At 68.4% G+C, this 25,364-nt stretch carries 21 protein-coding genes; 12 read left to right on the top strand and 9 right to left on the bottom strand.

Annotation, left to right across the window (positions count from 1 at the left end):
* Positions 1-22 precede the first annotated feature (22 nt).
* Positions 23-1,300: an NAD(P)/FAD-dependent oxidoreductase gene (locus GGQ89_RS01555; protein WP_244955744.1), complete on the top strand. Its 1,278-nt coding sequence runs from the start codon at positions 23-25 to the stop codon at positions 1,298-1,300.
* 52 nt (positions 1,301-1,352) lie between these two features.
* Here the strand turns inward: GGQ89_RS01555 and GGQ89_RS01550 are convergent, their stop codons facing one another.
* The gene (locus GGQ89_RS01550) at positions 1,353-1,550 is read right to left on the bottom strand and encodes a hypothetical protein (RefSeq protein ID WP_184103576.1); all 198 of its coding nucleotides are present in this window, start codon (positions 1,548-1,550) and stop codon (positions 1,353-1,355) included.
* A gap of 333 nt (positions 1,551-1,883) precedes the next feature.
* Here GGQ89_RS01550 and GGQ89_RS01545 point away from each other — a divergent pair, with 333 nt between their 5' ends.
* A complete protein-coding gene (locus GGQ89_RS01545) occupies positions 1,884-5,270 on the top strand; it encodes an AAA family ATPase (RefSeq protein ID WP_184103573.1) in 3,387 nt (1,128 codons plus the stop codon).
* Between the two features lie 222 nt (positions 5,271-5,492).
* Here GGQ89_RS01545 and GGQ89_RS01540 read toward each other — a convergent pair whose 3' ends face one another.
* Genes GGQ89_RS01540 through pdxH form a run of 3 tightly spaced genes read right to left on the bottom strand, consistent with a single transcriptional unit; the run spans position 5,493 to position 7,827 of the window.
* A complete protein-coding gene (locus GGQ89_RS01540; RefSeq protein WP_056430806.1) occupies positions 5,493-6,296 on the bottom strand; it encodes a PhzF family phenazine biosynthesis protein in 804 nt (267 codons plus the stop codon).
* On the bottom strand, positions 6,296-7,249 hold the full coding sequence (locus GGQ89_RS01535; protein WP_056430810.1) for a cation diffusion facilitator family transporter: 954 nt from the start codon (positions 7,247-7,249) through the stop codon (positions 6,296-6,298). The genes GGQ89_RS01540 and GGQ89_RS01535 overlap by 1 nt, the downstream gene beginning before the upstream one ends.
* Positions 7,246-7,827, bottom strand: a complete 582-nt coding sequence (gene pdxH / locus GGQ89_RS01530) for a pyridoxamine 5'-phosphate oxidase (RefSeq protein WP_184103570.1) — start codon at positions 7,825-7,827, stop codon at positions 7,246-7,248. The genes GGQ89_RS01535 and pdxH overlap by 4 nt, the downstream gene beginning before the upstream one ends.
* A gap of 96 nt (positions 7,828-7,923) precedes the next feature.
* On the opposite strand from pdxH, the gene ku reads away from it, so the two are divergent.
* From ku to GGQ89_RS01510, 4 genes are read left to right on the top strand one after another with little or no spacing between them, the layout of a single operon-like run.
* A complete protein-coding gene (gene ku, locus GGQ89_RS01525; RefSeq protein WP_184103567.1) occupies positions 7,924-8,811 on the top strand; it encodes a non-homologous end joining protein Ku in 888 nt (295 codons plus the stop codon).
* Positions 8,804-11,254 carry a DNA ligase D gene (gene ligD / locus GGQ89_RS01520; RefSeq protein ID WP_184103564.1) on the top strand — a complete coding sequence of 817 codons (2,451 nt, stop codon included), beginning with the start codon at positions 8,804-8,806 and terminating at the stop codon, positions 11,252-11,254. The genes ku and ligD overlap by 8 nt, the downstream gene beginning before the upstream one ends.
* Positions 11,255-11,298: 44 nt before the next feature.
* The gene (locus GGQ89_RS01515) at positions 11,299-13,755 is read left to right on the top strand and encodes a circularly permuted type 2 ATP-grasp protein (protein ID WP_184103561.1); all 2,457 of its coding nucleotides are present in this window, start codon (positions 11,299-11,301) and stop codon (positions 13,753-13,755) included.
* A gap of 10 nt (positions 13,756-13,765) precedes the next feature.
* On the top strand, positions 13,766-14,659 hold the full coding sequence (locus tag GGQ89_RS01510) for a transglutaminase family protein (protein WP_184103558.1): 894 nt from the start codon (positions 13,766-13,768) through the stop codon (positions 14,657-14,659).
* A 142-nt stretch (positions 14,660-14,801) separates the two neighbouring features.
* Here GGQ89_RS01510 and GGQ89_RS01505 read toward each other — a convergent pair whose 3' ends face one another.
* The gene (locus tag GGQ89_RS01505) at positions 14,802-15,032 is read right to left on the bottom strand and encodes a hypothetical protein (RefSeq protein WP_076714885.1); all 231 of its coding nucleotides are present in this window, start codon (positions 15,030-15,032) and stop codon (positions 14,802-14,804) included.
* 100 nt (positions 15,033-15,132) lie between these two features.
* Between GGQ89_RS01505 and GGQ89_RS01500 the strand changes: the two genes are divergently transcribed.
* The 6 genes from GGQ89_RS01500 to GGQ89_RS01475 all read left to right on the top strand — a co-directional run bounded on the left by GGQ89_RS01500 (position 15,133) and on the right by GGQ89_RS01475 (position 20,176).
* Positions 15,133-16,101, top strand: coding sequence for a DnaJ C-terminal domain-containing protein (locus GGQ89_RS01500; RefSeq protein WP_184103555.1), 969 nt, complete (start codon positions 15,133-15,135; stop codon positions 16,099-16,101).
* Between the two features lie 7 nt (positions 16,102-16,108).
* Entirely contained in the window at positions 16,109-17,080 is a 972-nt protein-coding gene (locus GGQ89_RS01495) for a YihY/virulence factor BrkB family protein (protein ID WP_184103553.1), read from the top strand.
* Positions 17,081-17,088: 8 nt separating this feature from the next.
* Positions 17,089-17,880, top strand: coding sequence for an enoyl-ACP reductase FabI (gene fabI, locus GGQ89_RS01490; RefSeq protein ID WP_056431409.1), 792 nt, complete (start codon positions 17,089-17,091; stop codon positions 17,878-17,880).
* A gap of 207 nt (positions 17,881-18,087) precedes the next feature.
* Positions 18,088-18,633, top strand: coding sequence for a GNAT family N-acetyltransferase (locus tag GGQ89_RS01485; protein WP_184103551.1), 546 nt, complete (start codon positions 18,088-18,090; stop codon positions 18,631-18,633).
* Positions 18,630-19,697, top strand: coding sequence for a chorismate synthase (aroC, locus tag GGQ89_RS01480; protein ID WP_061780565.1), 1,068 nt, complete (start codon positions 18,630-18,632; stop codon positions 19,695-19,697). The genes GGQ89_RS01485 and aroC overlap by 4 nt, the downstream gene beginning before the upstream one ends.
* Before the next feature lie 62 nt (positions 19,698-19,759).
* On the top strand, positions 19,760-20,176 hold the full coding sequence (locus GGQ89_RS01475; RefSeq protein WP_076714876.1) for a hypothetical protein: 417 nt from the start codon (positions 19,760-19,762) through the stop codon (positions 20,174-20,176).
* Between the two features lie 124 nt (positions 20,177-20,300).
* Here GGQ89_RS01475 and GGQ89_RS01470 read toward each other — a convergent pair whose 3' ends face one another.
* From GGQ89_RS01470 to serA, 4 genes are all read right to left on the bottom strand, one after another.
* On the bottom strand, positions 20,301-21,590 hold the full coding sequence (locus GGQ89_RS01470) for an adenylosuccinate synthase (RefSeq protein ID WP_184103547.1): 1,290 nt from the start codon (positions 21,588-21,590) through the stop codon (positions 20,301-20,303).
* 112 nt (positions 21,591-21,702) lie between these two features.
* Positions 21,703-22,809, bottom strand: coding sequence for an ATP phosphoribosyltransferase regulatory subunit (locus tag GGQ89_RS01465; protein ID WP_184103544.1), 1,107 nt, complete (start codon positions 22,807-22,809; stop codon positions 21,703-21,705).
* Entirely contained in the window at positions 22,806-23,147 is a 342-nt protein-coding gene (locus GGQ89_RS01460) for an endonuclease domain-containing protein (RefSeq protein WP_184103541.1), read from the bottom strand. Before GGQ89_RS01460 ends, GGQ89_RS01465 begins: the two co-directional genes overlap by 4 nt.
* 482 nt (positions 23,148-23,629) lie before the next feature.
* The gene (gene serA / locus GGQ89_RS01455) at positions 23,630-25,207 is read right to left on the bottom strand and encodes a phosphoglycerate dehydrogenase (RefSeq protein ID WP_184103538.1); all 1,578 of its coding nucleotides are present in this window, start codon (positions 25,205-25,207) and stop codon (positions 23,630-23,632) included.
* Between the last annotated feature and the right edge of the window lie 157 nt (positions 25,208-25,364).

Here is a 25,364-nt window from a genome sequence, read left to right as displayed (position 1 = left end):
TGCTGTAAAATCCGTATACGATATGACCAGGGTCATGCCCAAGCCGGAAAATCACACCTCAGCCTCGGATCGTCGCAGCGCCATCGTCGTGGGCGGCGGCGTCATCGGCACCACCACCGCACTTGCGCTGCAACGCACCGGCTGGACAGTGACGCTGGTCGAGGCGGAGGACACCCCGCGCGCCGCGTCCTGGGGCAATGCGGGCCATATCGCGACCGAACAGGCCGAGCCGATCGCCTCGCCCGCGATGGTGCGCGGTTTTGCCAAACGGCTATTCTGTCGCGGCGGCGCGCTCGCCCTGCCGCCGCGTGAGATCGCGACATGGCTGCCCTTTTCGCTCCGCCTGCTGAAAGCGGCACGCCCCGCGCGGTACGAACGTTCGCATCAGGCGCTGGCCGCGCTGCTCGCCCAAGCCATGCCTGCGTGGCAGCGGCACGTCGCCGCGCTCGGAGAGCCCGATCTGCTCCGCCCAGACGGCCATGTCGTGCTGTGGGAAACGCCGGAGAGCGCCGCGCGCGGTCTGGCCAACTGGCAGGCGGCGGATACTGGCACCACGCGCTTCCGCTCCCTGACCGAGGCCGAACTGCACGACTGGCGCGCTCGGGTGCGCGCGCCCATCGCAGGCGGCATCCGCTTCGAGGGCAGCGGCCAGATCGCCGACCCGACCCGGCTGGCAGAAACCACGACCACGCGCCTCCTGGCAGATGGCGGCACCCGCCTCATCGCGCGCGTCGCGGCTGTCGGCGACGGCGAGGTCCACCTGACCGACCATCGCCCCCTGTCCGCCGACCAGATCATCGTGACGGCGGGCGTGGCGAGCGCTGCCCTACTCCGCCCCTTCGGCCTGAAGGTCCCGATCATCGCCGAGCGCGGCTATCACCTCCAGACCGGCCCCGACGTCGACTGGCCCGCCGACCTGCCGCCGGTGGTGTTCGAGGACCGCTCGATGATCGTCACCCGCTTCGCAGGCGGCCTGCGCGCCGCCAGCATCGTCGAGTTCGCTCGCGCTGAAGCCAAGCCCGACCCCGCCAAGTGGAACCGCCTGCGCCACCATATCGCCGCGCTCGGCCTGCCGATCGGCGAGGATGCCAAGCCCTGGATGGGCGCGCGGCCGACCCTGCCGGATTACCTGCCCGCGATCGGCAAGGTGCCGGGGACCAGAGGCGTATCCTACGCGTTCGGGCACAACCATCTGGGCCTGACGCTCGCCCCTATTACGGGCGAATTGGTGGCGGCGATGGTGGCTGGGGAGTCGACGCCCGTTCCCACGTCGCCGTTCGAATTGCAGCGATTCAGGTGATCCGGGACAACTCTCCGTCGAACGACGGGTCTTGCCGAAGATCGGGCAGTGGCTAGTCGAAGATGCCAACCGCCGCATCGGCCCATATCGTGCACACCACTACCACTGTTCCGATCACGATCAGGGCACGGACCGCCAGGGGAGCCGACAGGCGCGGGGCGCATTCGCAGGCAACGCCGATCGTCCCGAGCAATATGGCGGCAAATATGAAGTCGACCAGGCTCCAATCGACCTCACTGGTAAATGGCATTGCCAGGGCCGGGGCGAGAAGCACGCACGTCAGCAGCGTCCAGACGGAATTCCGCAATGCCCGGGAATTGCTCCCCCGTAGGTTATGGATCAATTGCATAAGCACTCCATCTGACGGACGGCGGTCAGCATCATGACGTTGTTTGCCGGGTAAGGAAAGTGGCCGAATATGGCGCTTGTCGATCGCTTGGGCGAATGCCCCTCATGGGTAACCCGCGATACCACGCGATCGAGGTCATACTCACGTCGGCGGTATCATAATCCTTCCCTCGACATCCCGCCCCCATTCGCTATCGGTTAACCACAGCGCATCGGGGGAGCGGCGACCGGGTCCGTGCAGATCAAGCGGCTTCGCATTTCGGGTTTCAAGAGCTTCGTCGATCCGGCCGATCTGGTCATCGAACCGGGGCTGACCGGCGTTGTCGGGCCCAATGGCTGCGGCAAGTCGAACCTGCTCGAAGCGCTGCGCTGGACGATGGGTGAGAACAGCGCGCGGTCGATGCGCGGGGCGGGCATGGAAGACGTGATCTTCGCGGGCACCGCCACCCGCCCGCCGCGCGACTTTGCCGAGGTCACGATCCTGGCGGAGCGCGAGGGGGACGAGACCGAGATCGTCCGCCGGATCGAACGTGGCGCGGGCTCGGCCTATCGGATCGACGGGCGCGACGTACGCGCCAAGGACGTGGCGCTGCTCTTCGCCGACGCCGCGACCGGCGCGCATTCGCCAGCACTGGTCAGCCAGAACCGGATCGGCGCGGTCATCGCCGCCAAGCCCGCCGAGCGCCGCGCGATGCTGGAGGAAGCGGCCGGAATCGCCGGGCTCCATGTCCGCCGCCGCGATGCCGAGACCAAGCTGCGCGCGACCGAGACGAACCTGACCCGGCTGGACGAGGCGATCGCCGATCAGGACGCCCGCATCGCGACGTTGCGGCGACAGGCCCGCGCGGCGGAGCGGTATCGCCTGCTCTCCGACCAGATCCGGGTGGCCGAGGCGCGGATGATCTTCGCTCGCTGGCGCGATGCGGCCGAGGCGGCGGGCGCGGCCAAGATCGAGGCGGAGGCCGCCGAGCGCCGCGTCACCGAAACCACCGCCGCCGAGCGCGAAGCCGCCGCCGCGCAGGAACAGGCGGTCGCGCGCGCCGCCCGGACCCGCGCCGCCTCGCTCGCCGCGCGCGATACGCTGAGCGAGGCGGGTCATGCCCTGTCGCGCACTCGCGACCGCCGCCATGGGCTGCAACGCCGGATCGAGGAACTGGCCGCCGCGCGTGCCCGCATCGACGAGGACCGCGCGCGCGAGGATGCGCTGGCGCACGACGCGGCCGCCGCGATCCGGCGGCTGGCCGAGGAGTGCGAGGATCTGGAGGCGCGCATCGCCCATGCGGTGCAGGCCATGCCCCGGCTCGACGCGCTGCTGGCCGAGGCGGAGACGAAGAACCGCAATGCCGAGGTCGCGCTGGCCCGCGCCTTGTCGGCCCAGGCCGCCGAGGCCGCCGAGCGCCGCATCGCGGAGGCGGCGCTGGCCGCCGCCCGCGCCCGCCATGCCCGTGCCGAACGCGATGCCCGCGCGGTCGCCTCCGCGATCGAGGCGCTGCCCGACATGGCCGAGCAGGAGGCGGCGCGCGAAGCGGCGATTGCGACCCAAGCCGCTGCCAAGGTCGATGCGGACAAGGCGCGCGCGGCTTTGGGCTGGGCCGAGGAAAGCGAACTGACTGCGACCGGCGAACGCGATTCCGCCGAGGGTGCCCGCGCCCGCGCCATCGCCGCCCTTGCCGCGCTGGAGGCCGAGGCGGCGACGCTGACCCGTGCGACGGCGAGCAAGGGCGGGGACCGACTGCTCGACGAGGTGCAGGCCGAGCCGGGGTTCGAACGCGCGCTGGCGGCCGCGCTGGGCGACGAGCTGGAGACGCCGCTGGTCGACTGGCATGGCTCCCCCGTTGCGCCCGACGACCCCGCCGCGCCGGTCGGCACGCTAAGGCTGGGTGAGCGGATCAAGGCGCCGCCGACGCTTGCCCGGCGGCTGTCGCAGATTTTCCTGGTCGAGGCGGATTCGGGCCAGCATCTGAGCGTCGGGCAGCGGCTGGTCACGCGTGAGGGGCGGCTGCGGCGCTGGGACGGCTATATCGGCGAGGGCGGCGGCGCGGCGGCGGCGGAGCGGATGGAGCGGCGCAACCGGCTCGCCGCGCTGGAGGTCGAACGTCCGGCGGCCGAGGCGGCGGTGCAGACCGCGACCGAAGCCCGCGCCGCGATCGAGGACCGGATCGCCCGCGCCCGCGCCGCCGCCGCCAGCGCGCGGAACCTCCACGCCACCGCCGAAGCATCCTTGCGCGATGCCCAGCGCGCCGAGGATCGGGCACAGGCGGTGATCGAGCGACTATCCGCCCAGCGCACCGACCTCGCCGCCCGTGCCGAACGCATCGCCGCCGAGATGGACGAGGCGCTGGCCGAATGCGACCGCGCTCAGGCGACGCTGGCCGGACTGCCCGACGGCACGGCGAGTGCGGCGGAGACGGCGCGGCTCCAGCAGGAGACACAGCTGGCGCGCTCGGCGGTGGCGCTGGCCCGGTCGGAGCGGACGACGCTGGAGCGCAGCCTGACCCAGACTCGCGACCGGCTGTCCGCCGCGATGGCCGAGGCGCAGGGCTGGGACCAGCGTGCGGGCGAGGCGGCGGGCCGGATCGCCGAGATGGACGACCGCGCCGCGACGCTCGACCGCGACGCCGCCGCGCTGGCCGACCAGCCCGATCTGCTGGCCGAAGAGATCGCGAGGCTCGCCGCGGCGCATGACACCGCCAAGGCCGAGGCGGAGCGCACCCAGATCGAGGAAGCCGACGCCGAACGCGCGCTGCGTGCCATCGAGGCCGCGCATGCCGAGACCCATGCGCTGTTGTCCGCCGCGCGGGAGGCGCGCGCGGGCGCGCTGGCGCGGGTCGAGAATCACGAACTCCGCCGGGTCGAGCTGGGCCGTGTGTCGGGCGAACGCTTCGCCTGCCCCGCGCCGGTGCTGCCCGAGAAACTGGCCTTCGACAGCGCCAGCGTCGGCTCGCCCCAGGCCGAGGCCGCCGCGCATGACAAGCTGTCCGCCGACCGAGAACGCATCGGCCCGGTCAATCTGGTCGCCGAACAGGAACTGGCCGATCTGGAGGCAAGCGGCGCGGCCAGCGCCGCCGAGCGCGAGGATCTGGTGCAGGCGGTGGCGCGCCTGCGCAGCTCGATCGGACTGCTCAACCGCGAAGGGCGGCAGCGGCTGCTGGAGGCGTTCGAGGCGGTGAACGGCCATTTCCAGACCTTGTTCGCGACGCTGTTCGACGGCGGCTCGGCGCATCTGGCGCTGATCGACTCGGACGATCCGCTGGAGGCGGGGCTGGAGATCATGGCGCAGCCGCCAGGCAAGCGGCTCCAGTCGCTTACGCTCTTGTCGGGGGGCGAGCAGGCGCTGACCGCGGTGGCGCTGATCTTCGGCCTGTTCCTGACCAATCCGGCGCCGATCTGCGTGCTGGACGAGGTCGATGCGCCGCTGGACGACGCCAATATCGACCGGTTCTGCGGCCTGCTCGACCGGATGACGCGCGAGACGGATACGCGCTATCTGATCGTGACGCACAATGCGGTGACGATGAGCCGGATGCACCGGCTGTTCGGCGTGACGATGATCGAGCGCGGGGTCAGCCGGCTGGTGTCGGTGGATTTGCAGGCGGCGGAGACGTTGCTGGCGGCGGAGTGATGCCGCGTTTCAAAACGCCGACCTGGCGAATCCTCGCCGTACCCCGGCGAAGGCCGGGGTCCAGTTGCGGTGCGCTGTCGCAGGTGGGACGCCTTTGCCTCCCCCGCATCGAATAGCACGGCACCGACTTGGTGGAGCCTGGGCCCCGGCCTTCGCCGGGGTACGGCTGTATCTTCAAAACCTCCGTTCAGCCTGAGCGAAGTCGAAGGCCACGCGAAATCCTCACGGCAGCAGGAACGTCCCCTCGATCACCGTGACGCATCCACCGCCCAGGATCACCCGGTCACCCGCCAACCGACAGCTCAACCGTCCGCCCCGCGCACTGGCCTGCTCCGCCACGAAGGACTCGCGCCCCAGCTTCTGCGTCCAATAGGGCGTCAGCACCGCATGCGCCGCGCCCGTCACCGGGTCCTCGTCGATGGCGAAGGCGGGCACGAAGACGCGGCTCACCACATCGGCCTCCCCCGCCCCGCCACGCGCGGTCAGGATGACGACATAACGCCCGGCCTTGGCCAGTGCGGTAAAGTCCGGCGTGCAGTTGCGTACCGTCGCCGCATCGTCGACGACCACGACCACATAGCCCGCCGGATGGCGCAGCGTCTCGACCACGCCGTCCACACCCAGCGCCTCGACCACCCCCGGCAGCGCCTCGGGCGACGGTGAGCGCTCCGGCAAGGACATGCTGTAGCCCAGCCCGTCGCGTGCCACCTCCAGAACCCCGGCATGGCGCGTCGCGAACCGCACCCGTTCGCGCGTCGTATCCGACAACAGCACGACATGTCCGCTCGCCAGCGTGGCATGACCGCACATCTCGACCTCGTCGCCCGGCGTAAACCAGCGCAGCTCGAAATCCGCTTCACCGCCGTCCATCGGCACCAGGAAGGCGGTTTCGGACAGGTTGTTCTCCTGCGCGATCGCCAGCAGCGTGGCGTCGCCCGGCCAGGACGACAGCATCATCACCGCCGCCGGATTGCCGCCGAACGCCGCGTCGGCAAAGGCGTCGACCTGGGTAAAGGGTATGCGCATCAATAGCCTACCCGCTTGCCGAACCAGTGGGGGGTCACGTCCGCCTCGACCAGCGGATTGTCGGTGTCGACATGGCCTTCGGGATCGAGATGGATCAGCACCTCGACCTTGGGGAAGGCGCGGCGCAGCGCGCACTCGACGCCCTCGACCACGTCATGCGCGGCGGCGACCGTCATGTCGCGGTCGACCTCCATATGGAATTGCGCGAAGTCGTGGCTGCCCGAGCGGCGGGTGCGGAAGTCGTGAATGCCCTTCAGCCCCGGCTGGCGCGCGGCGACGTCGAGAAAGGCGGCGCGCTGGTCGTCGGACCATTCCTTGTCCATCAGCTGATCGATCGCGGTCGAGGATGCCTGGAACGCGCCCCAGGCCAGCCACACGGCGATGGCGATGCCGAAGACCGGGTCCGCGCCGTGCCAGCCGAAATACTGGTCCAGCACCATCGCGATGATGACCGATCCGTTGAGCAGCACGTCGGACTGGTAGTGGACATTGTCGGCCAGGATCGCGACTGAACCGGTGCGGCGGATCACGCTGCGCTGATAGGCGAGCAGGACGATGGTCGCCAGGATCGCGATCACCGACACGCCGATGCCGAATTCCGCGTCGCTGGTCGGATTGTCCGCGCCCAGCGCCATGACCGCGCGCCAGGCGATCCCCGCCGCCGAGGCGGTGATCAGCGCGACCTGGAACAGCGCCGCCAGCGCCTCCGCCTTGCCGTGACCGAAGCGATGGTCGTGGTCGGCCGGGGTTGCCGCCAGTCGCACGCCGTACAGCGTCACCAGGCTGGCCAGCAGGTCGAGCGCGGTGTCGGCGAGCGACCCCAGCATCGCAACCGAGCCCGTCCGCCACGCAGCGAACCCCTTCAGCGCCAGCAGGAACAGCGCCATCGCGACGCTGGCCAGCGCCGCCTTGGTCGCCAGCGGGATGACCTTCTTGCGTTCGTCCTGGGTCACGGGAACAGCAATCCCTCGTCCCAGCCATGTTCGCCGGTGCGGGTGAAGACGCGTCGCTCGTGCAGCCGGTGTTCGCGGTCGAGCCAGAACTCGATCCGCTGCGGGGTCACGCGGTATCCGCCCCAATGCGGCGGGCGCGGCACGGCGCCGCCGTCGAAGCGGGCACGCATCTCCTCGAAGCGCGCCTCGAACGTCTCGCGGGCGTCGAGCGGGCGCGACTGGTCCGAGGCCCAGGCGCCCAGCTGCGAGTCGCGGCCTCGGCTGGCGAAATAGGCGTCCGACTCGGCATCGTCGACGCGCGACACCGGCCCCTCGATGCGGATCTGGCGGCGCAGCGATTTCCAGTGGAAGAGAAGCGCGGCGTTGCTGCCCTCGCCCAGGTCCTGCGCCTTGCGGCTCTCGCGGTTGGTGTAGAACACGAATCCGCGGCGGTCATGGCCCTTCAGCAGGACCATGCGCACCGAGGGTTGCAGGCGCGCATCCACCGTCGCCAGCGCCATCGCGTTGTAATCGTTGATTTCGCTTGCCCGCGCCTCGGCAAGCCACGCATCGAACAGGGCAAAGGGATCGTCAGCCATGCGCCCGCCCATACGCCTGTGGGGTCGGAAAACCAATGTCGGGAACGGAAACGCTGAGTCCGTCATTGGAGGGATTACGCAACGGAGATTTCCCCAATGCCCGCACGCGCTTACTGGCAAGGCCAGATACGCCTCGCGCTCGTGTCGATCCCGGTCGAGATCTATCCGGCGACCAAAAGCGGCGCGACCATCCAGTTCAAGCAGATCCACGAACCGAGCGGCAACGCGATCCATTACGAAAAGGTCGTCAACGACATCGGCCCGGTCGACACCGACGAGATCGTGAAGGGCTATCAGGTCGCCAAGGGCGATTACGTCCTGCTCGACCAGGACGAGATCGACGCGGTCAAGCTGGAGTCGAAGAAGACGTTGGAGCTGACCCGCTTCGTCGATGCGGGCGAGATCAACGTCCTTTACTATGAGCGCCCCTATTTCGTCGTGCCCGCCGACGATCTGGCCGAGGAAGCCTTTATCGTCCTGCGCGAGGCGTTGAAGCGGACGGGCAAGGTCGGGCTGGGCCAGCTGGCGCTGCGGGGGCGCGAATATATCGTCAGCCTGCGGCCATGCGGGCGCGGGCTGATCCTGGAGACGCTGCGCTACGCCGACGAGGTGAACAAGGCACAAGCCTATTTCAGCGATATCGGTGATGCCAAGCCCGATGCCGAGTTGCTCGACCTGGCCGAGGCGTTGATCGAGAAGAAGTCCGGCCCCTTCGACCCCAAGCAATTCCACGACCATTATGTCGAGGCGCTGCACCGCCTGATCGAACGCAAGCGCAAGGCCAAGGGCAAGAAGGTCATCGAGGACGAGGATGACGCAACGCCCAAGTCGAGCGGCAATGTGGCCGACCTGATGGCGGCACTCAAACAGTCGATGGAGACGGGCGAGACGCGCAGCCGATCCCGCAAGGCTCCGGCCAAGACGACCCGCAAGACGCCTGCGAAAAAGACCACCCGCAAAGCCCCGGCGCGCAGACATGGCTGATCCGCTCGAACGCTATAACGCCAAGCGCGACTTCACCCGCACCGCCGAACCGGCGGGGACGCTGGCGCCGGGCAAGGGCAACAGCTTCATCGTGCAGAAGCATGACGCGACCCGGCTCCACTGGGATTTCCGGCTGGAGGTGGACGGGGTGCTCAAAAGCTGGGCGGTCACGCGCGGGCCGAGCCTGGACCCTGACGAAAAGCGGCTGGCGGTACGGACCGAGGATCATCCGCTATCCTATGCGACGTTCGAGGGGACCATTCCGGCGGGCGAATATGGCGGCGGCACGGTGATGCTGTGGGATCGCGGCACCTGGTCGCCGGTCGCGGGCAAGAGTGCCAAGGATCTGGAGGACGGGCATCTCCACTTCATCCTCGATGGCGAGCGGATGAAGGGCGAATGGCTGCTCGTCCGCATGAAGCCCAGGGGCAAGGAGAAGCGCGAGAACTGGCTGCTGCGCAAGGTCGCCGACGCCCAGGCCGGGGGCACCGACACGCTGACCGATCAGGCGCTGACCAGCGTGTCGACCGGACGGACCATGGCGCAGATCGCCGAAGGGAAAGCGGCGAAGCCAAGGTCCGCCAAGGCAGCGAAGGCGCGGCCGGGCAGTGCGAAAGCGAAGGCCAAGGCGAAAGCGGGCACGATGCCCGAATTTCAGCCCCCGGCGCTCTGCACTTTGGTCGATCAGGTCCCGGCCGGAAATGGCTGGCTGCATGAGATCAAATATGACGGCTACCGCGCGCTGATCGCGGTCGGCGGGGGCGAGGCGCGGGTCTTCACCCGCAGCGGGCTGGACTGGAGCGAGAAATTCCCCGGCATCGTGGCGGCCGCCGCCGACCTGCCCGTCACCAGCGCGCTGATCGACGGAGAGATCGTCGCGTTCAAGGACGGTCGCCCCGATTTCTCCACGCTGAAGGATGCGATCGGCACGACCAAGCCGATGAGCCTGTTCGCCTTCGACCTCCTCTCGCTGGACGGCGAGGATGTGACCGGCCTGCCGTTGGTCCAGCGCAAGGAGCGGCTGCGCGGCATCGTGCCCAAGGGCGACGAGGTTATCCAGTTCGCCGAACACGTCACCGGCTCGGGCGAGGCGCTGTTCGACAAACTGTGTGCCGAGGGGCTGGAAGGCGTCGTCTCCAAACGTGCCGACAGTCGTTACCCATCGGCGCGCAGCCGCGACTGGCTGAAGATCAAATGCCTGAAGCGGCAGGAGTTCGTGATCGTCGGCTGGCTGCCGTCCGACAAGGCGCGGCGGGGATTGAAATCGCTGCTGCTGGGCGTGAATCGCGACGGCAAGCTGGCCTATGTCGGCAAGGTCGGCACCGGCTTTACGCAAGACCGCATGGCCGAGTTGCGCACCTTGCTCGACGCCCGCACCCGCAAGACCGCGACCGTCGAGGCGCCGCGCGCGATGGTACGCGGCGCGAAATGGGTGCGCCCCGATCTGGTCGCCGAGATCGCGTTTACCGAGACGACGCCCGACGGCCTGCTCCGCCATCCCAGCTTCATCGGACTCCGCGAGGATAAGCCTGCCGATCAGGTGGTCGAGGAACGCCCCGCCCCCGCGCCTTCGGCCGAGGAGAGCGATATCGCCATCACCCATCCCGAACGGGTAATCTTTCCCGACGGCGACCTGACCAAGGGCAATCTCGCCGATTATGTCGCGACGGTCGCTCCGTTGATGCTGCCCTGGGTCGCGCGCCGACCGGTCAGCCTGGTCCGCTGTCCGCAGGGGCGGGCGCGGGCGTGTTTCTTCCAGAAGCATGACGCGGGCAGTTTCGGACCGCATGTCCATTCGGTGCCGATCCGGGAAAAGGACGGCGGCACCGAACCCTATCTCTATGTCGAGGATGCGGAGGGCCTGCGCGCCTGTATCCAGATGGGCTCGATCGAGTTTCACGGCTGGGGCTCCTCCATCGGCACGCTGGAACAGCCCGACCGGATGATCTTCGACCTCGACCCCGACCCGTCCGTGACCTTCGACGATGTGAAACGCGCCGCCGTGCATATTCATGACCAGCTCGCCGAACTGGGCCTGACCAGCTTTGCCATGCTGTCGGGCGGCAAGGGCGTGCATGTCGTCGTACCGCTGACCCCGAACGCCGAATGGCCCGCCGTGTCGGATTTCGCCGAACGCTTCGCCAAGGCACTGGCAAAGAGCGATCCCGACCGCTTCGTCGCGGTGGCGACCAAGGCCAGGCGCAAGGGCCGAATCTTCATCGACTGGCTGCGCAACCAGCGCGGGGCGACCGCCGTCATGCCCTATTCGGCGCGGGCAAGATCGGGCGCGCCGGTCGCGGCCCCGGTGGCGTGGCGCGAGTTGGACGGCATCGACACGGCGGCGCGCTGGACGATCCGCGATGCCGGGGAACTGGCGACGCGCGCGGGCGGTGCGGCGTTGCGCGGCTGGGGTGTGGCGGATCAAATCCTGCCCGATCTCTAATCGCCTGTTGCAACCTTGGGCCGATCCGGCGATTTTCCCCGCCGATGGACCCCTCCGAGGATAGCCCCGCGCAGGCCGCCGCCTGGATCGACGCCTATCGCGCGGCCGCCCCCGGCGCGGACGTGCTGGCGCGGTCCGGCGACCCGGCCTGGTCCGCCATGCTGGAGGAACTGGCCGCCGTCGCCAGCAACCTGGCCCATGCGCGCGAACGGGTGCAGCGCCACGCCGCCGATATCGGCACCGGCTTTCGCATCATCGGCGAAACCGACGAGCGGCCCTGGCCCGTCTCGCCCGTCCCCCTGCTGATCGACACGCGGGAATGGGCGGGGATCGAGGCGGGCGTGATGCAGCGCGCCGCGCTGCTGGAGACGATCCTCGCCGATCTCTACGGCCCCGGTCGGCTCGTGGCGGAAGGGCTCATCCCCGCCGCGCTGGCGACCGGCAGCCCCTATTTCCTGCGGCCCATGGTCGGCGTGACGCCGCCGGGCGGCCATCATCTGAGCTTCGTCGCCTTCGACCTGGCGCGCGGGCCGGACGGCGAGTGGCGGGTGCTGGCCGATCATCTGCGCAACCCGGCGGGCGCTGGCTATGCGCTGGAGAACCGGCTGGCGGTCAGCCGGACGCTGGGTGGCTTGCAGAACCGGCTGAACGTGCAGCGCCACGCGCCCTTCTTCGCCGCCTTTCGCGCCGGGCTGGCCGCCCAATGCCGCCGCACCGATCCGCGTATCGGCCTGCTGACGCCGGGCCGGTTCAACCCGAGCTACCCGGAACAGGCGCATCTGGCGCGCTATCTCGGCCTGTTGCTGGTCGAGGGCGCGGACCTCGCCGCGATCGAGGGGCAGGTCTATGTCCGCACCGTTGCGGGGCTGAAGCGGATCGATGCGCTGTGGCGGCGGCTCGATCCCCGGCTGCTCGACCCGCTGGCCTTTGACAGCCATTCACAGATCGGCGTGCCCGGCCTGATCGACGCCTATGTCGAGGGGCAGGTGGTGATCGCCAATGCGCCGGGCGCAGGCGTGCTGGAGAGCCCCGCCGTCTCCGCCTTCCTGCCCGCGCTGGCACAGGCTCTGGCGGGTGGGCCCCTGATGCTGCCCAATATCGCGACCTGGTGGTGCGGTGGGCCGCGCCAGGCCGCGCATGTCGCCGAGCATCTCGACACGCTGCTGATCGCCCCCGCCTTCGGCCCCCGCCCGCTGGGCCTGCCCGATGGCGCTCGCACGGGCGCGAGCCTGTCGGCCGAGGAGCGCGCCACGCTGCTGACCGACATGGCGAAACGGCCGCAGGATTATGTCGGGCAGGAGATGGTCCGCCTGTCGACCATGCCCGTGGTCATCGGTGACCGGCTGGAGCCGCGCCCCTTCACCTTGCGCGTCTTTGCCGCGCGTGACGGTGAGGGGCGGTGGACCGTCATGCCCGGCGGCTTCGGCCGGATCGGCGACCATCCCGAGGCGACGGCGGCGATGATCGGCGAAGGGCTGTGGTCCGCCGATGTCTGCGTCCATGGGCCTGAGCCGGTGACACCGATATCGCTGCTCGCCGACCCCGATTCGCTGCATGTCCGGCGCAATCCGGGGACTTTGCCCAGCCGGGTGGCGGACAATTTCTATTGGCTGGGCCGCTATCTGGAGCGGGGCGAGGCGCTGCTCGCGGCGATCCGCGTGATGCTGGGCAATTCGATCGACGTCGATGGCGGCGCGGCGCTGGACCCGCGCACGGTCGGGCGGCTGGTCGGCCTCATCACCGGCGGCGGCGCGGCCCCGCATCCCGACAGCCTGCACCGCGCCGCGCTCACTCAGTTCGCGCGGACCGCGATGGAGGATGAGGGCTTTCATTCGGTTGCCCGCATCAACCGGCTGGCGCGCGGGATCAGCGAAGGATCGCGCGACCGCCTGTCGGCCGACATGGTGCGGCTGCTGGAAGCCCCCTTCCCCAGCCATGCCGGGATGCTAGACCGGGCGGGGTCGCTGCAACGCCGCTATGCCGCGATCGCCGGACTGTCGGCCGAGCATATGGTGCGCACCACCGCCTGGCGCTTCCACGACCTCGGTCGCCGCGTCGAGCGGGCGGTGGCGGTGGCGCGCGCGACGCGGCTGTTCGGCATGGCGGGGGCGTCGGCGGACGACCTGTCCACCCTGCTCGACCTCGCCAACAGCCAGATCAGCTATCGCCAGCGTTATCCGACCGGCCTGGCCCGCGTCGCGGTGGTCGATCTGGTCGCGCTCGACCCCAACAACCCGCGCGCGCTCGCCTATCAGACCGCGCGCATCGCCGACTGCCTGTCGCGCCTGCCCGTCTTGTCCGACGACGACATGGCCGAGCCGCAACAGGCGCAAGCCATCGCCATCCGCGCCGCGCTGGAAACGGCGGACGCCCGCACGCTCGACGCCGATACGCTGGGCGATGTCGAGCGGCGGCTGGGCCTGCTGTCGGAAGCGATCGCGCGCCGCTATTTCCTGCAAGGCGCGGAGCCGTTGCGCGCCGGGGGACTTACCCTGGCATGAGAGACGGGGCATGATCTACGACATCCGCCACATCACCCGCTTCGATTACGGCGCGCAGGTCAAATATGCGCGCTGCAATCTGCGGCTGAAGCCCATCGACTGGCCTGGCCAGACGCTGGAGGCGTACGACCTGATCGTCGAGCCGGTCGGCCGCACCCGCGCCGCCCATGCCGAGGCGGGGCTGGCGCATGTCACCCGGCTGGTCGTCGACCGGCCGGTGCGCAGCCTGACCATCGAGAGCCGCGCGCGCATGGTCGTCGATCGCCCGGTGCCGATGCCGTCCCCGAATGATCCGACACTGGCCGAAGTCTCCGCGCTCGCCCGAAGCAGCCGCGACCTGTCGGCGGCGAGCCCGGCCAATTACATCTTCCCCTCGCCGCTGATCCCGCTCGACCCCGCCATAGCCGAATGGTGCGCGTCGGACCTGTCGCCGGAACGCGGCGCGCTGGAAGCCGGATTTGCGCTCGCCAACCGCATCCAGCGCGAATTCGCCTTCGACCCCGCCGCCACTTTGGTCGACACGCCCCCGGCCGAGGCGTTCCGCCAGCGGCGCGGCGTCTGCCAGGACTTTGCGCAGATCATGATCACGGGCTTACGCGCGGCGGGCATCCCGGCGGCCTATGCCTCGGGCTATATCCGCACGCTGCCGCCGCCGGGCCAGGCGCGGCTGGTCGGCGCGGACGCCACCCATGCCTGGGTGCTGATCTGGGGCGGGCCGGAGCATGGCTGGGTCGGGGTCGATCCGACCAACGGCATCTGGATGGCGGGCGACCACATCATCGTAGCGGTCGGCCGCGACTATGCCGAAATCGCGCCGGTCGATGGCGTCGTATTGGGCTCGGGCGCGCAGAAGATGGACGTCAGCGTCGACGTCGCGCCGATGGAAGAGATGGTCGCGGGATAGCCCGCCATCCCGCGACCTAACCCAACCTCCGTTCGCACTGAGCGAAGTCGAAGTGCAAGCCGAGCCGTTCCCCGCGAGTTGTATCCCGTGGCCTTCGACTTCGCTCAGGCTGAACGGAGGTTAGGGATAGACGCAGGTCGGGTTAGCCCTCTTCCGTCACCGCGTTGGGATTGTCCTTGTCCGGGTCGGGGTGGCCGCCCTTTCCATGATAGGCCGCCCCGCTCTGGCCGCCATGAAAGTCGCCTTCGCGCTCGGGCACGCCTTCGTACCCGCCGCCCTGGCTCTCGCCACCATGTTTGCCGGGCGCATCCGAAACGCCGTCCGGCGCGCCCTTCTTGCCGTCCTTGCCAACGGCCTGCATCGGTTCGGTCATGATCCGTCTCCTTCCGGCGCTCCAACGCATGGGGAACGGATTGCGCTCCGGCACGGACTCCCCCACATGAGAAGGTAATACACTGCCAACGGGGAACAGAGTGGCCGATCCATATCAGACGCTGGGCGTGAGCCGCATGGCCAGCGAAGCCGATATCAAGAAAGCCTATCGCAAGCTGGCGAAGGAACTGCATCCCGACCGCAACAAGGACAATCCGAAAGCGGCGGAGAAGTTCAGCCAGGTCACCAACGCCTATGACCTGTTGAACGACAAGGACAAGCGCGCCCGGTTCGACCGGGGCGAGATCGACGGCGACGGCAACCCCACCTCGCCCTTCGGCTATAGCGGCGGCCCCGGCGGTTTCGGCGGCGGTCCGCGCCCGGGTGCGGGTGGCGCTGGTGGGGCCGGGGGCGGTTTCCGCCAGCAATTCGATTTCGGCGGCGAGGGCGCCGATATGTCGGATATTTTCGAGGGGATGTTCAGCGGTGCCGGGCGCGGCGGTTTTTCGGGCGGCTTTGGCGGGTTCGGCGGACGGGGCCGTTCCGCCGCCAAGGGCGCGAACAGCGCCTATGCCCTGCGTGTCCCCTTTGTCGACGCCGCCACGCTCAGCCCGCAGCGGATCACGCTGGCCGATGGCAAGACGATCGACCTGAAACTGCCCGCCGGTGTCGAGAGCGGCACCCAGATGCGCCTTGGCGGCAAGGGCGAGCAAGGCCCCGGCGGCCCCGGCGACGCGATCATCACCATCGAGGTCGTCCCCCATGCCTTCTTCACCCGCGACGGCGACGATGTCCGGCTGGACCTGCCCATCTCGCTGGCCGAGGCGGTGCTGGGCGGCCAGGTGAAGGCGCCGACGGTCGAGCGTCCGGTCATGCTGACCGTGCCCAAGGGCACCAGCTCGGGCAAGACGCTGCGCCTGAAGGGCAAGGGCTTTCACAAGAAGGATGGCGGGCGCGGCGACCAGTTGATCACGCTGATGATCGACATCCCCGCCGATGATGCCGCGCTACAACAGTTTGCGGCGGAATGGACCGACGGCAGGAACCCGAGGGCCGCCATGGGCGTCTGATCGTTCCATGAGCGATGTGAACGGCCTGACTCCAGAAGAACGCGCACACCATCTAGGCAAGGCTCGACAGCGGCTGGACCGGCAGATCGCCAAGGTCCGACCCGGCTCCTATGCTTTTGAAATCCTGAAGCGAACGAGCCTGGGCGTGTTCAATGACGGGTTCATCCATGCCGGGAACCTCGCTTATCTGGCGTTGATGACGCTGTTCCCCTTCTTCATCACCACCGCCGCGCTGCTCTCGCTGTTCGGGCAGAGTAACGAGACGCAGCATGCGGTGGAGAGCTTCCTTCACGTCCTGCCCCCCGATGTCAGCGAACTGTTGCGCAAGCCCATCTCCGACGTGCTGGCGGCGCGGACCGGATCGCTGCTGTGGCTGGGCGGGCTGGTCGGCCTATGGACGGTCGGCGGGTTCATCGAGACGATCCGCGACATCTTCCACCGCGCTTACGGCGTAAAGGCGACGGCCGCCTTCTGGAAATCGCGGCTGTCCTCGACGCTGGTCATGATCGCCTCGGTCGTCGTCGCGCTGTTGTCTTTCCTGGCGGCCGGTATCCTGACGGCGGCGGAGCAGTTCATCTATCGCCTCGTCCCCTTCGCGCAGGACATGGCGGGCTGGATCGGCCTGTCGCGACTGATCCCCGGCGTAGTCATGTTCGGCGCGCTTTACCTGCTCTTCTATTCGGTCACGCCGGGGAAATATCGCGAGAGCGACTGCCCCAAATGGCCGGGGGCCCTGTTCACCGCCGCCTGGTGGGTCAGCATGACCGCACTGCTGCCCTGGGTCCTGTCCAAGCTGGGTGGTTATGACCTGACCTATGGCAGCCTGGCGGGCGTCGTCGTGATGCTGTTGTTCTTCTATCTCATAGGCCTGGGGCTGGTTTTCGGTGCGCATTTGAACGCGGCACTGGCGGAACCCCCCGAACCGGCGCTAGAGAGGGGGATTGATGGAAGTGAACCGGCAGGAGCGGTAACGGCGTGAACGGATTGATGGCAGGCAAGCGGGGGCTCATCATGGGCCTGGCCAATGACAAATCGCTGGCCTGGGGCATCGCCAAGCAGCTTTCGGAGGCGGGCGCGGAGCTCGCCTTTTCGTATCAGGGCGCGGCGATGGAAAAGCGGGTTCGCCCGCTGGCCGAACAGCTGGGCGTGGCGCGCCTGTTCGATTGCGACGTCTCCGAGATGGAGTCGCTCGACAAGCTGTTCGTCGATCTGAAGGCCGAGTGGCCGACGATCGACTTCGTGGTTCATGCCATCGGCTTTTCGGACAAGTCGCAGCTGCGTGGAAAATATTACGACACCACGCTCGACAATTTCCTGATGACCATGAACATCTCGGCCTATTCGCTGGTCGCCGTCGCCCAGCGTGCGCGGACGATGATGCCCGAGGGCGGCTCGATCCTGACGCTGACCTATTACGGTGCGGAAAAGGTCATCCCGCATTATAACGTCATGGGCGTGGCCAAGGCGGCGCTGGAGACCAGCGTGAAGTATCTCGCGGTCGACCTCGGCCCGGAGAATATCCGCATCAACGCGATCTCGGCGGGCCCGATCCAGACGCTGGCCGCGCGCGGCATCGGCGACTTCAACTATATCCTGAAGTGGAACGAGCTGAACGCGCCGATGCGTCGCACCGTGACCATCGAGGATGTCGGCGGCGCTGGCCTCTATATGCTGTCCGACCTGTCCTCGGGCGTGACCGGTGAAATCCACCATGTCGACGCCGGGTACAACGTCATCGGCATGAAGGCCGAAGACGCACCGGACATCGCGCTGGCGTAAAACCAGTCCTCCCCAAGCTCCGCTTGGGGAGGGGGACCATGCGGAGCATGGTGGAGGGGCATGGGCGGTGGCGAGGACAGCCCGCCATCGCGAATGCCGACACCCCTCCGTCAGGCCTGCGGCCTGCCACCTCCCCTTACAGGGGAGGAGTGGGCGGCCAACTTTATCTATCGCGCCTTGCGCCCCGGCGACGCTAAAGACGAACCCATGTCCGACCAGCTTTCCGCCGCCATCACCATCCGCCCGGCCCAAGGGCAGGACGTCGCCGCGCTCGACGCGCTGCTCGTCGCCAGCTTCTCCGCCCCCGCCGAAGCCGCGCTGGTCCGCGACCTGTGCGTGGAGGGCGACATGGTGCTGATGCTGGTCGCCATCAACGAGGCCACGGACGGGCTGATCGGCGCGATCGCGTTCAGCCGGATGGCCGTCGAGATCGGCGGCAAGCCCATCAATTCCGTCGCCCTCGCCCCCATCGCGGTCGCGCGCGACTGGCGGCAGCAGGGCGTCGGCGAGGCTTTGGTCGCCGCTGGGCTCGAACGGCTTGAAAAGGAAGGCGTCGTCCTGTGCTTCGCATTGGGCGATCCCGCTTTCTATGGCCGCTTCGGTTTCGCCGCCGATGTCGCGAGCGGTTTCGACAGCCCCTATGCGGGCGACTATTTCCTGGCCGCCCCGCTACAGGGCGGCCTGATCCCCTGCGGCGTGCGCGGGGCCGCCACACATGCGCCGGCCTTTGCCCGGCTGGGAGATGCTGCGTGAGCTTCAACAGTTTCGGCCGCCTGTTCCGCTTCACCACCTGGGGCGAGAGCCATGGCCCGGCGCTGGGCGCGGTGGTCGACGGGTGCCCGCCGGGCATCGCGCTGTCGGAAGAGGACATCCAGCCCTGGCTCGACAAGCGCCGTCCGGGCACCAGCCGCTTCACCACGCAGCGCCGCGAACCCGATCAGGTCCGCATCCTGTCGGGCGTGTTCGAGGGGCGGACCACCGGCACACCGATCAGCCTGATGATCGAGAATGTCGACCAGCGGTCCAAGGATTATGGCAACGTCGCGCTCGCCTATCGCCCCGGCCATGCCGATTATGCCTATGACGCGAAGTACGGCTTTCGCGACTATCGCGGCGGCGGGCGATCCTCGGCGCGCGAGACGGCGGCGCGGGTCGCGGCGGGTGCGGTCGCCCGCGCCGTGATCCCTCAGGTCAAGATTCGCGCATGGGTCGAATCGATCGGCGGCGATCGGATCGACTATGAGGCGTTCGACGATGCTCAGATCGACGCCAACCCCTTTTTCTGCCCCGATGCTGCGGCCGCCGAACGCTGGGAAGCGATCGTCGACGGCGCGCGCAAGTCCGGCTCCTCGGTCGGCGCGGTCGTCGCGTGCGAAGCGACCGGCGTGCCCGCCGGTTGGGGCGCGCCGCTCTATGCCAAGCTGGACAGCGAACTCGCCTCCGCCTGTATGAGCATCAATGCAGTCAAGGGTTTCGAGATCGGCGACGGATTCGCCGCCGCCGCGCTGACCGGTGAGCAGAATGCCGATCCGATGCGCGCCGGCAATGGCGGGCCCCGCTTCCTGGCGAACCATGCGGGCGGCATCGCGGGCGGTATCGCCACCGGCCAGCCCGTCACGATGCGGGTTGCGTTCAAGCCGACCAGCTCGATCCTGACCCCGGTCGACACCATCACCCGCACCGGCGAGGAGACGCAGATCGCCACCAAGGGCCGTCATGATCCATGTGTCGGCATTCGCGGCGTTCCCGTGGTCGAGGCGATGGTCGCGCTGGTTTTAGCCGATCAGGCGTTGCTTCATCGCGGCCAATGTGGTTAGCTAGAGGAACGGACGTTCTCCTGCCTCGTTAACCATTACGAGAATAAAGCAGGAGAGAATCAATGCGTTACATGCATGTAATCGCCGCCGCCGCGCTTGTGATCCCCGCTGCGGGCTTCGCCCAGGTGTCGGGCGGCACGGCCGGCGGAATGTCGGGACAGACCACCGCACCGGGCCAGTCGATGCCGGGTCAGACCATGCCGGGGCAGATGCCCGGCCAGACCATGGGCCAGCCCGGTGACACGATGAGCACGACGCCCGGCACCACCACCCGCTCGACGACGCGCGGCAAGAGCCGCAGCCGGACGACCACGCCGGACAGCACGGTCAACACCCCCTCGACCCTGCCGGACGCCACCGGATCGTCCACCACGACCGGCAGCGGTACGCTTGGCAGCGATCCGACCACCAGCGGCCAGGTCGGCACCGGCACCAGCGGTGGGACCACGACGCCGCCGGGCAGCAGCGGCGGCATGTAATCCCTTTCGGGTTCGTCACTACGGCAAGGGCCCGGTCGCGCAAGCGGCCGGGCCTTTTGCTGGGTTCCGGGGCAAGGGAAACCTGCCCAAAAAAAGGCCCCGACTTCCGCCGGGGCCTCCAAGATCAATCCGCGAAGGGATCGCGAACCAGGATCGTGTCCTCGCGCTCCGGGCTGGTCGACACCAGCGCCACGGGGCAGCGGATCAACTCCTCGATCCGCCGGATGTACTTGATCGCCTGCGCAGGCAGATCGGCCCAGCTCCGTGCACCCGCCGTGGATTCCTGCCAGCCTTCCATCGTCTCATAGACGGGGACGACCTTCGCCTGATCCGCCGCATGGGTCGGATAATAGTCGAGCGTCTCGTCGCCCAGCTTGTAGCCGACACAGATCTTCACCTCGTCGAACCCGTCGAGAACGTCGATCTTGGTCAGCGCGATGCCGGTGATGCCGCCGACCGCCGCCGACTGGCGCACCAGCACCGAGTCGAACCAGCCGCAGCGGCGCTTGCGGCCGGTGACGGTGCCGAACTCATGACCGCGCTCGCCCAGACGCTGGCCGGTCTCGTCCTCCAGCTCGGTCGGGAATGGGCCCGAGCCGACGCGGGTGGTGTACGCCTTGGCGATGCCCAGTACGAAGCCGACGCCCGACGGCCCCAGGCCCGAACCACCCGCCGCCGCACCCGCGATGGTGTTGGACGAGGTGACGAAGGGATAGGTGCCATGGTCGATGTCGAGCAGCACGCCCTGCGCACCCTCGAACAGGATACGCTTGCCGCCGCTGCGCGCCTCGTTGAGGTCGCGCCACACCGGCTTGGCGAAGGGCAGGACGAAGGCCGCGATTTCACGCAGATCGGCCAACAGTCGCTCGCGATCCACCGGCGGCTCGCCGAACCCGGCACGCAGCGCATCGTGATGCGCGCAGAGGCGGTCGAGCTGCGGGCCGAGGTCGTCCAGATGCGCCAGGTCGCACACGCGGATCGCGCGGCGGCCGACCTTGTCCTCATAGGCCGGACCGATGCCGCGCCGCGTCGTGCCGATCTTGCCCGCGCCGCTGGCGTCCTCGCGCAGACCGTCCAGGTCGCGGTGGATCGGCAGGATCAGCGGGCAATTGTCGGCGACGCGCAGCGTCTCGGGCGAGGCATGGACGCCCTGCTCGCCCAGACGCTCGATCTCGGCCTTCAGCGCCCAGGGGTCGAGGACGACGCCGTTGCCGATGACGCTGGGGGTGCCGCGCACGATGCCCGAGGGGAGCAGCGACAGCTTGTAGACATTCTCGCCGACGACCAGCGTGTGACCGGCATTATGCCCGCCCTGGAAACGGACGACCATGTCGGCGCGCTCGGCCAGCCAGTCGACGATCTTGCCCTTGCCTTCGTCGCCCCATTGCGCGCCGATGACTGCTACATTTGCCATGGATGCTATGCTCCGCCTGCCGGACGGACCCCATGCGCCCTTCGACAGGACTCGGCGGATGGGGGTTTCCAATAATGTGCGGGGCGCGCCTAGCGGGACGCGGCCCCCTATGTCAACCGGCGATGGCGGTTGGCTGGCCGTTGTTCAGGATATGGGTGCAAAGCTGTGCTTCGGGCGTGTCGCCTTCCTCCAGCGCCTGCACCGTCACCCAGCCCTGCGCCCGCAGCGAAGCGCCCGTTTCAGGCGCGGTGCCGAAGGGCAGGAACAGCCGCCGCCGCTCGGTCGGCGGCGCGGTGGCGACGATGGCATCGGCATAGAGCGAAAAGCCGGTGGCCTTCTCCTCCGCGCCGTCCTCATGGAAGATCGTATAGGTGCCGCCGCGCCCGACCTCACGCGGAGGGCCAGCGACGAACAGCGAGAAGCCCAGCCAGCTCTGAAACTCGAAACCATGCCGCTCGGTCGGGTCGAGCGTCATCGACACCCCCTCACCCAGCGCCGCCGCAATCGCCTCCAGCGCATCAAGGCGGCTGGCGAGCACACCCTGGGTGTCGAAGGCACGCAGCCGCTCCATCGCGGTCGCGAACGGCCCGGCGGCTTCGACCAACGGCAGATAGTCCGGTGCGATCGCCGCGACCCCGCCCGCATCCTTGGCGTCCAGCCGGTCCCGCAGCGCCGCCACCTGATCGGGAGCGACCGGCAGCGGCCCGGCGGCGAGCAGGTCGACCAGATCGGGTAGCGTGAAGTCGATCGAAATCCCGGTCGTCCCCGCAGCGACCAGAGCCTCCACTGCGACCCGCACCACTTCGGTGGCGGCGGCCGTCGAGTCGAGCCCGATCAGCTCCGCCCCGATCTGCCGCCACTCGCGTGCGGGCGCGAGTTCGGAGCCGCGCAGGCGGACGACCGTGCCCGCATAGGACAGGCGCACCGGGCGCGGGTGATGCCCCATGCGGGTGGCGGCGATGCGCGCCACCTGCGCGGTCAGGTCGGGCCGGATCGCCAGCGTGCGCTGCGACACCGGATCGACGAAGCGAACCGCGTCATGCAAGCCACCCGCCTTCAGCCGCGAGCCCAGCGCCTCGGCAAACTCGATCGACGGCGGATCGGCGCGCTCATATCCATGCAGCCGCGCCGCCTCCAGCACCCGCGCCTCCACCGAGGCGGCGGCATCGGCATAGGGGGGAAGACGGTCGTGATAGCCTTCGGGAAGGAGCGCGGTCATCGGATAAGCCTGTTCATCAGCGTGTGCGCCACGCCGTCGGGGTTGGTCATGACATCCGCGTTTCGGAAGCGGATCACCGCATAGCCTCGGCCTTGGAGCCAAGTGGTACGGTGGGCGTCGCGTGATTGGTCGTTATGCGTATCGCCGTCAACCTCTATGACCAGCTTGTGGGACCGCGCGGCGAAGTCGGCAATGTATGGGCCGATCGCGACCTGGCGCGAGAATTTGATGCCGTGGAAGCGGCGATCACGCAGGATCAGCCAGAGGCGTTTTTGCGGCTCAGTCATCTCCCGACGCATGGCGCGGGCGCGATCGCGGAGTACCGGATCGGTCTGCATAGTTTATCGCCCCCCGTTTGGAGGAATGTACCACTCCCTCTCCCCACTGGGGAGAGGGCCGGGGTGAGGGGCTGGGGCCGGGTGAGACGTCGCGGCCCAGCCCCTACCCCTCACCCAACCCTCTCCCCGGCGGGAGAGGGCTTTCCCCATTCGCTCGGTGATATGCTATACACCGATCAGCAGCAGCGAGGATGACCTCATGCCCATCAAGGACCTTACCGGCCCTTCCCGCATGACCGATGCGGAAAGGGAAGCCATACGAGCCGGGATCACGGCGATATTCGTGGCAGGCGGCCGTCCACCACCCAAATTCCCGCCCTTACGCCGCGACGATGGACCGGAACCTGTCGAGCCTCCGTCAGGACCGAGACCGCGGCCCTTGTCGGGCGGAGCAGAAGCCCCGCTCGAATAGCTTTTTGCAGAAAAAGGGCCGAACGCGTTTCCGCATCCGGCCCTTTCCATCAGCTTCTGATTTCAGCTGATCAGAACGCCAGACCCATGGCGGTCTTCACGCCCGGCAGCGCCTTGACCTTGGCCAGCAGCTCCGCATCCACCGCCTCGTCGACCGAGAGCAGCAGCACCGCTTCGCCGCCCGCCGAGCGGCGGCCGAGGTGGAAGGTGCCGATGTTGACGCCCGCCTCGCCCAGCGTGGTGCCCAGGCGGCCGATGAAGCCGGGTGCGTCCTCGTTGACGACATAGAGCATCGGCCCGGCGAGATCGGCCTCGACCTTGATGCCGAACAGTTCGACCAGGCGCGGGGCCTGATCGCCGAACAGCGTGCCCGCGACCGAGCGCTCGCCGTCCGCCGTCGTCACCGTCACGCGGACCAGCGTGTGGTAATCGCCCTCGCGGTCATGACGCACTTCGCGCACGTCGAGCCCGCGCTCCTTGGCGAGGAACGGCGCGTTGACCATGTTCACCGTGTCCGAATGGACGCGCATGAAGCCCGCCAGCACGGCGCCCGTGATCGGCTTGAGGTTGAGCGCGGCGGCGGCCCCCTCCGCCTCGATCGCGATGCCGGTCACCGCGCCATGCGACAGCTGGCCGACCAGCGAGCCGAGCTTTTCGGCCAGCGCCATGTAGGGCTTCAGCTTGGGCGCTTCCTCGGCGGTCAGGCTGGGCATGTTGAGCGCGTTGGTGACGCCGCCCGAGACCAGGAAATCGGCCAGCTGCTCGGCGACCTGGATCGCGACATTGACCTGCGCTTCGGTGGTCGAGGCGCCCAGATGCGGAGTCGAGATGAAGTTGGGCGTGCCGAACAGCGGGCTTTCCTTGGCCGGTTCGACTTTGAACACGTCGAGCGCCGCGCCGCCGATATGGCCCGAATCGAGCCCTGCCTTCAGCGCATCCTCGTCGATCAGGCCGCCGCGCGCGCAGTTGATGATGCGCACGCCCTTCTTGGTCTTGGCGAGATTTTCCGCCGACAGGATGTTGCGGGTCTGGTCGGTCAGCGGGGTGTGCAGCGTGATGAAGTCGGCGCGGGCGAGCAGCTCGTCCAGCGTCACCTTCTCGACGCCCATTTCCAGCGCACGCTCCGGCGTCAGGAAGGGATCGAAGGCGACGACCTTCATGCGAAGCCCCAGCGCGCGGTCGGCGACGATCGAGCCGATATTGCCCGCACCGATCAGGCCCAGCGTCTTCGACGTCAGCTCGACGCCCATGAAGCGGTTCTTCTCCCACTTGCCGGCCTGGGTCGAGGCATCGGCCTCGGGCAGCTGGCGGGCGAGTGCGAACATCAGGGCGATGGCGTGTTCGGCGGTGGTGATCGAGTTGCCGAACGGCGTGTTCATCACCACCACGCCCTTGGCGCTGGCGGCGGGGATGTCGACATTATCGACGCCGATCCCGGCGCGGCCGACGACCTTCAGGTTCGTCGCGTGCTCCAGGATCTCCTTTGTGACCTTTGTCGAGCTGCGGATCGCCAGACCGTCATATTCGCCGATGATCGCCTTCAGCTCTTCGGGCGTCTTGCCGGTGATTTCGTCGACCTCGACCCCGCGCTCGCGGAAGATCTGGGCGGCTTTGGGGTCCATTTTGTCGCTGATGAGAACTTTGGGCATGAGGAAAGCTCCGGGAAATTGGGGCGCGCGTAGGCGCAGAGAAGCAATGCTCCCTCTCCCCTTTGGGGAGAGGGTCGGGGTGAGGGGTTGGGGCTTGGCGACACACGCGCCGATGGCCCAGCATCGCCCCTCACCCAACCCTCTCCCCAAAGGGGAG

The sequence above is a fragment of the Sphingomonas yabuuchiae genome (genome assembly GCF_014199595.1).
GTDB classification, from domain to species: domain Bacteria; phylum Pseudomonadota; class Alphaproteobacteria; order Sphingomonadales; family Sphingomonadaceae; genus Sphingomonas; species Sphingomonas yabuuchiae.
The sequence above is the reverse complement of the archived record's forward strand: the minus strand, read 5'-3'. Positions and strand labels throughout refer to the sequence as shown.

What these genes read in the sequence shown, in the direction of transcription:
- GGQ89_RS01555 (WP_244955744.1), top strand. Translation starts at nt 23, where the DNA reads ATGACCAGGGTCATGCCCAAGCCGGAAAATCACACCTCAGCCTCGGAT.
- GGQ89_RS01550 (WP_184103576.1), bottom strand. Translation starts at nt 1,550, where the DNA reads ATGCCATTTACCAGTGAGGTCGATTGGAGCCTGGTCGACTTCATATTT.
- GGQ89_RS01540 (WP_056430806.1), bottom strand. Translation starts at nt 6,296, where the DNA reads ATGCGCATACCCTTTACCCAGGTCGACGCCTTTGCCGACGCGGCGTTC.
- pdxH (WP_184103570.1), bottom strand. Translation starts at nt 7,827, where the DNA reads ATGGCTGACGATCCCTTTGCCCTGTTCGATGCGTGGCTTGCCGAGGCG.
- ku (WP_184103567.1), top strand. Translation starts at nt 7,924, where the DNA reads ATGCCCGCACGCGCTTACTGGCAAGGCCAGATACGCCTCGCGCTCGTG.
- ligD (WP_184103564.1), top strand. Translation starts at nt 8,804, where the DNA reads ATGGCTGATCCGCTCGAACGCTATAACGCCAAGCGCGACTTCACCCGC.
- GGQ89_RS01515 (WP_184103561.1), top strand. Translation starts at nt 11,299, where the DNA reads ATGGACCCCTCCGAGGATAGCCCCGCGCAGGCCGCCGCCTGGATCGAC.
- GGQ89_RS01510 (WP_184103558.1), top strand. Translation starts at nt 13,766, where the DNA reads ATGATCTACGACATCCGCCACATCACCCGCTTCGATTACGGCGCGCAG.
- GGQ89_RS01505 (WP_076714885.1), bottom strand. Translation starts at nt 15,032, where the DNA reads ATGACCGAACCGATGCAGGCCGTTGGCAAGGACGGCAAGAAGGGCGCG.
- GGQ89_RS01495 (WP_184103553.1), top strand. Translation starts at nt 16,109, where the DNA reads ATGAGCGATGTGAACGGCCTGACTCCAGAAGAACGCGCACACCATCTA.
- fabI (WP_056431409.1), top strand. Translation starts at nt 17,089, where the DNA reads ATGGCAGGCAAGCGGGGGCTCATCATGGGCCTGGCCAATGACAAATCG.
- GGQ89_RS01485 (WP_184103551.1), top strand. Translation starts at nt 18,088, where the DNA reads ATGTCCGACCAGCTTTCCGCCGCCATCACCATCCGCCCGGCCCAAGGG.
- GGQ89_RS01475 (WP_076714876.1), top strand. Translation starts at nt 19,760, where the DNA reads ATGCGTTACATGCATGTAATCGCCGCCGCCGCGCTTGTGATCCCCGCT.
- GGQ89_RS01470 (WP_184103547.1), bottom strand. Translation starts at nt 21,590, where the DNA reads ATGGCAAATGTAGCAGTCATCGGCGCGCAATGGGGCGACGAAGGCAAG.
- GGQ89_RS01465 (WP_184103544.1), bottom strand. Translation starts at nt 22,809, where the DNA reads ATGACCGCGCTCCTTCCCGAAGGCTATCACGACCGTCTTCCCCCCTAT.
- GGQ89_RS01460 (WP_184103541.1), bottom strand. Translation starts at nt 23,147, where the DNA reads ATGCAGACCGATCCGGTACTCCGCGATCGCGCCCGCGCCATGCGTCGG.
- serA (WP_184103538.1), bottom strand. Translation starts at nt 25,207, where the DNA reads ATGCCCAAAGTTCTCATCAGCGACAAAATGGACCCCAAAGCCGCCCAG.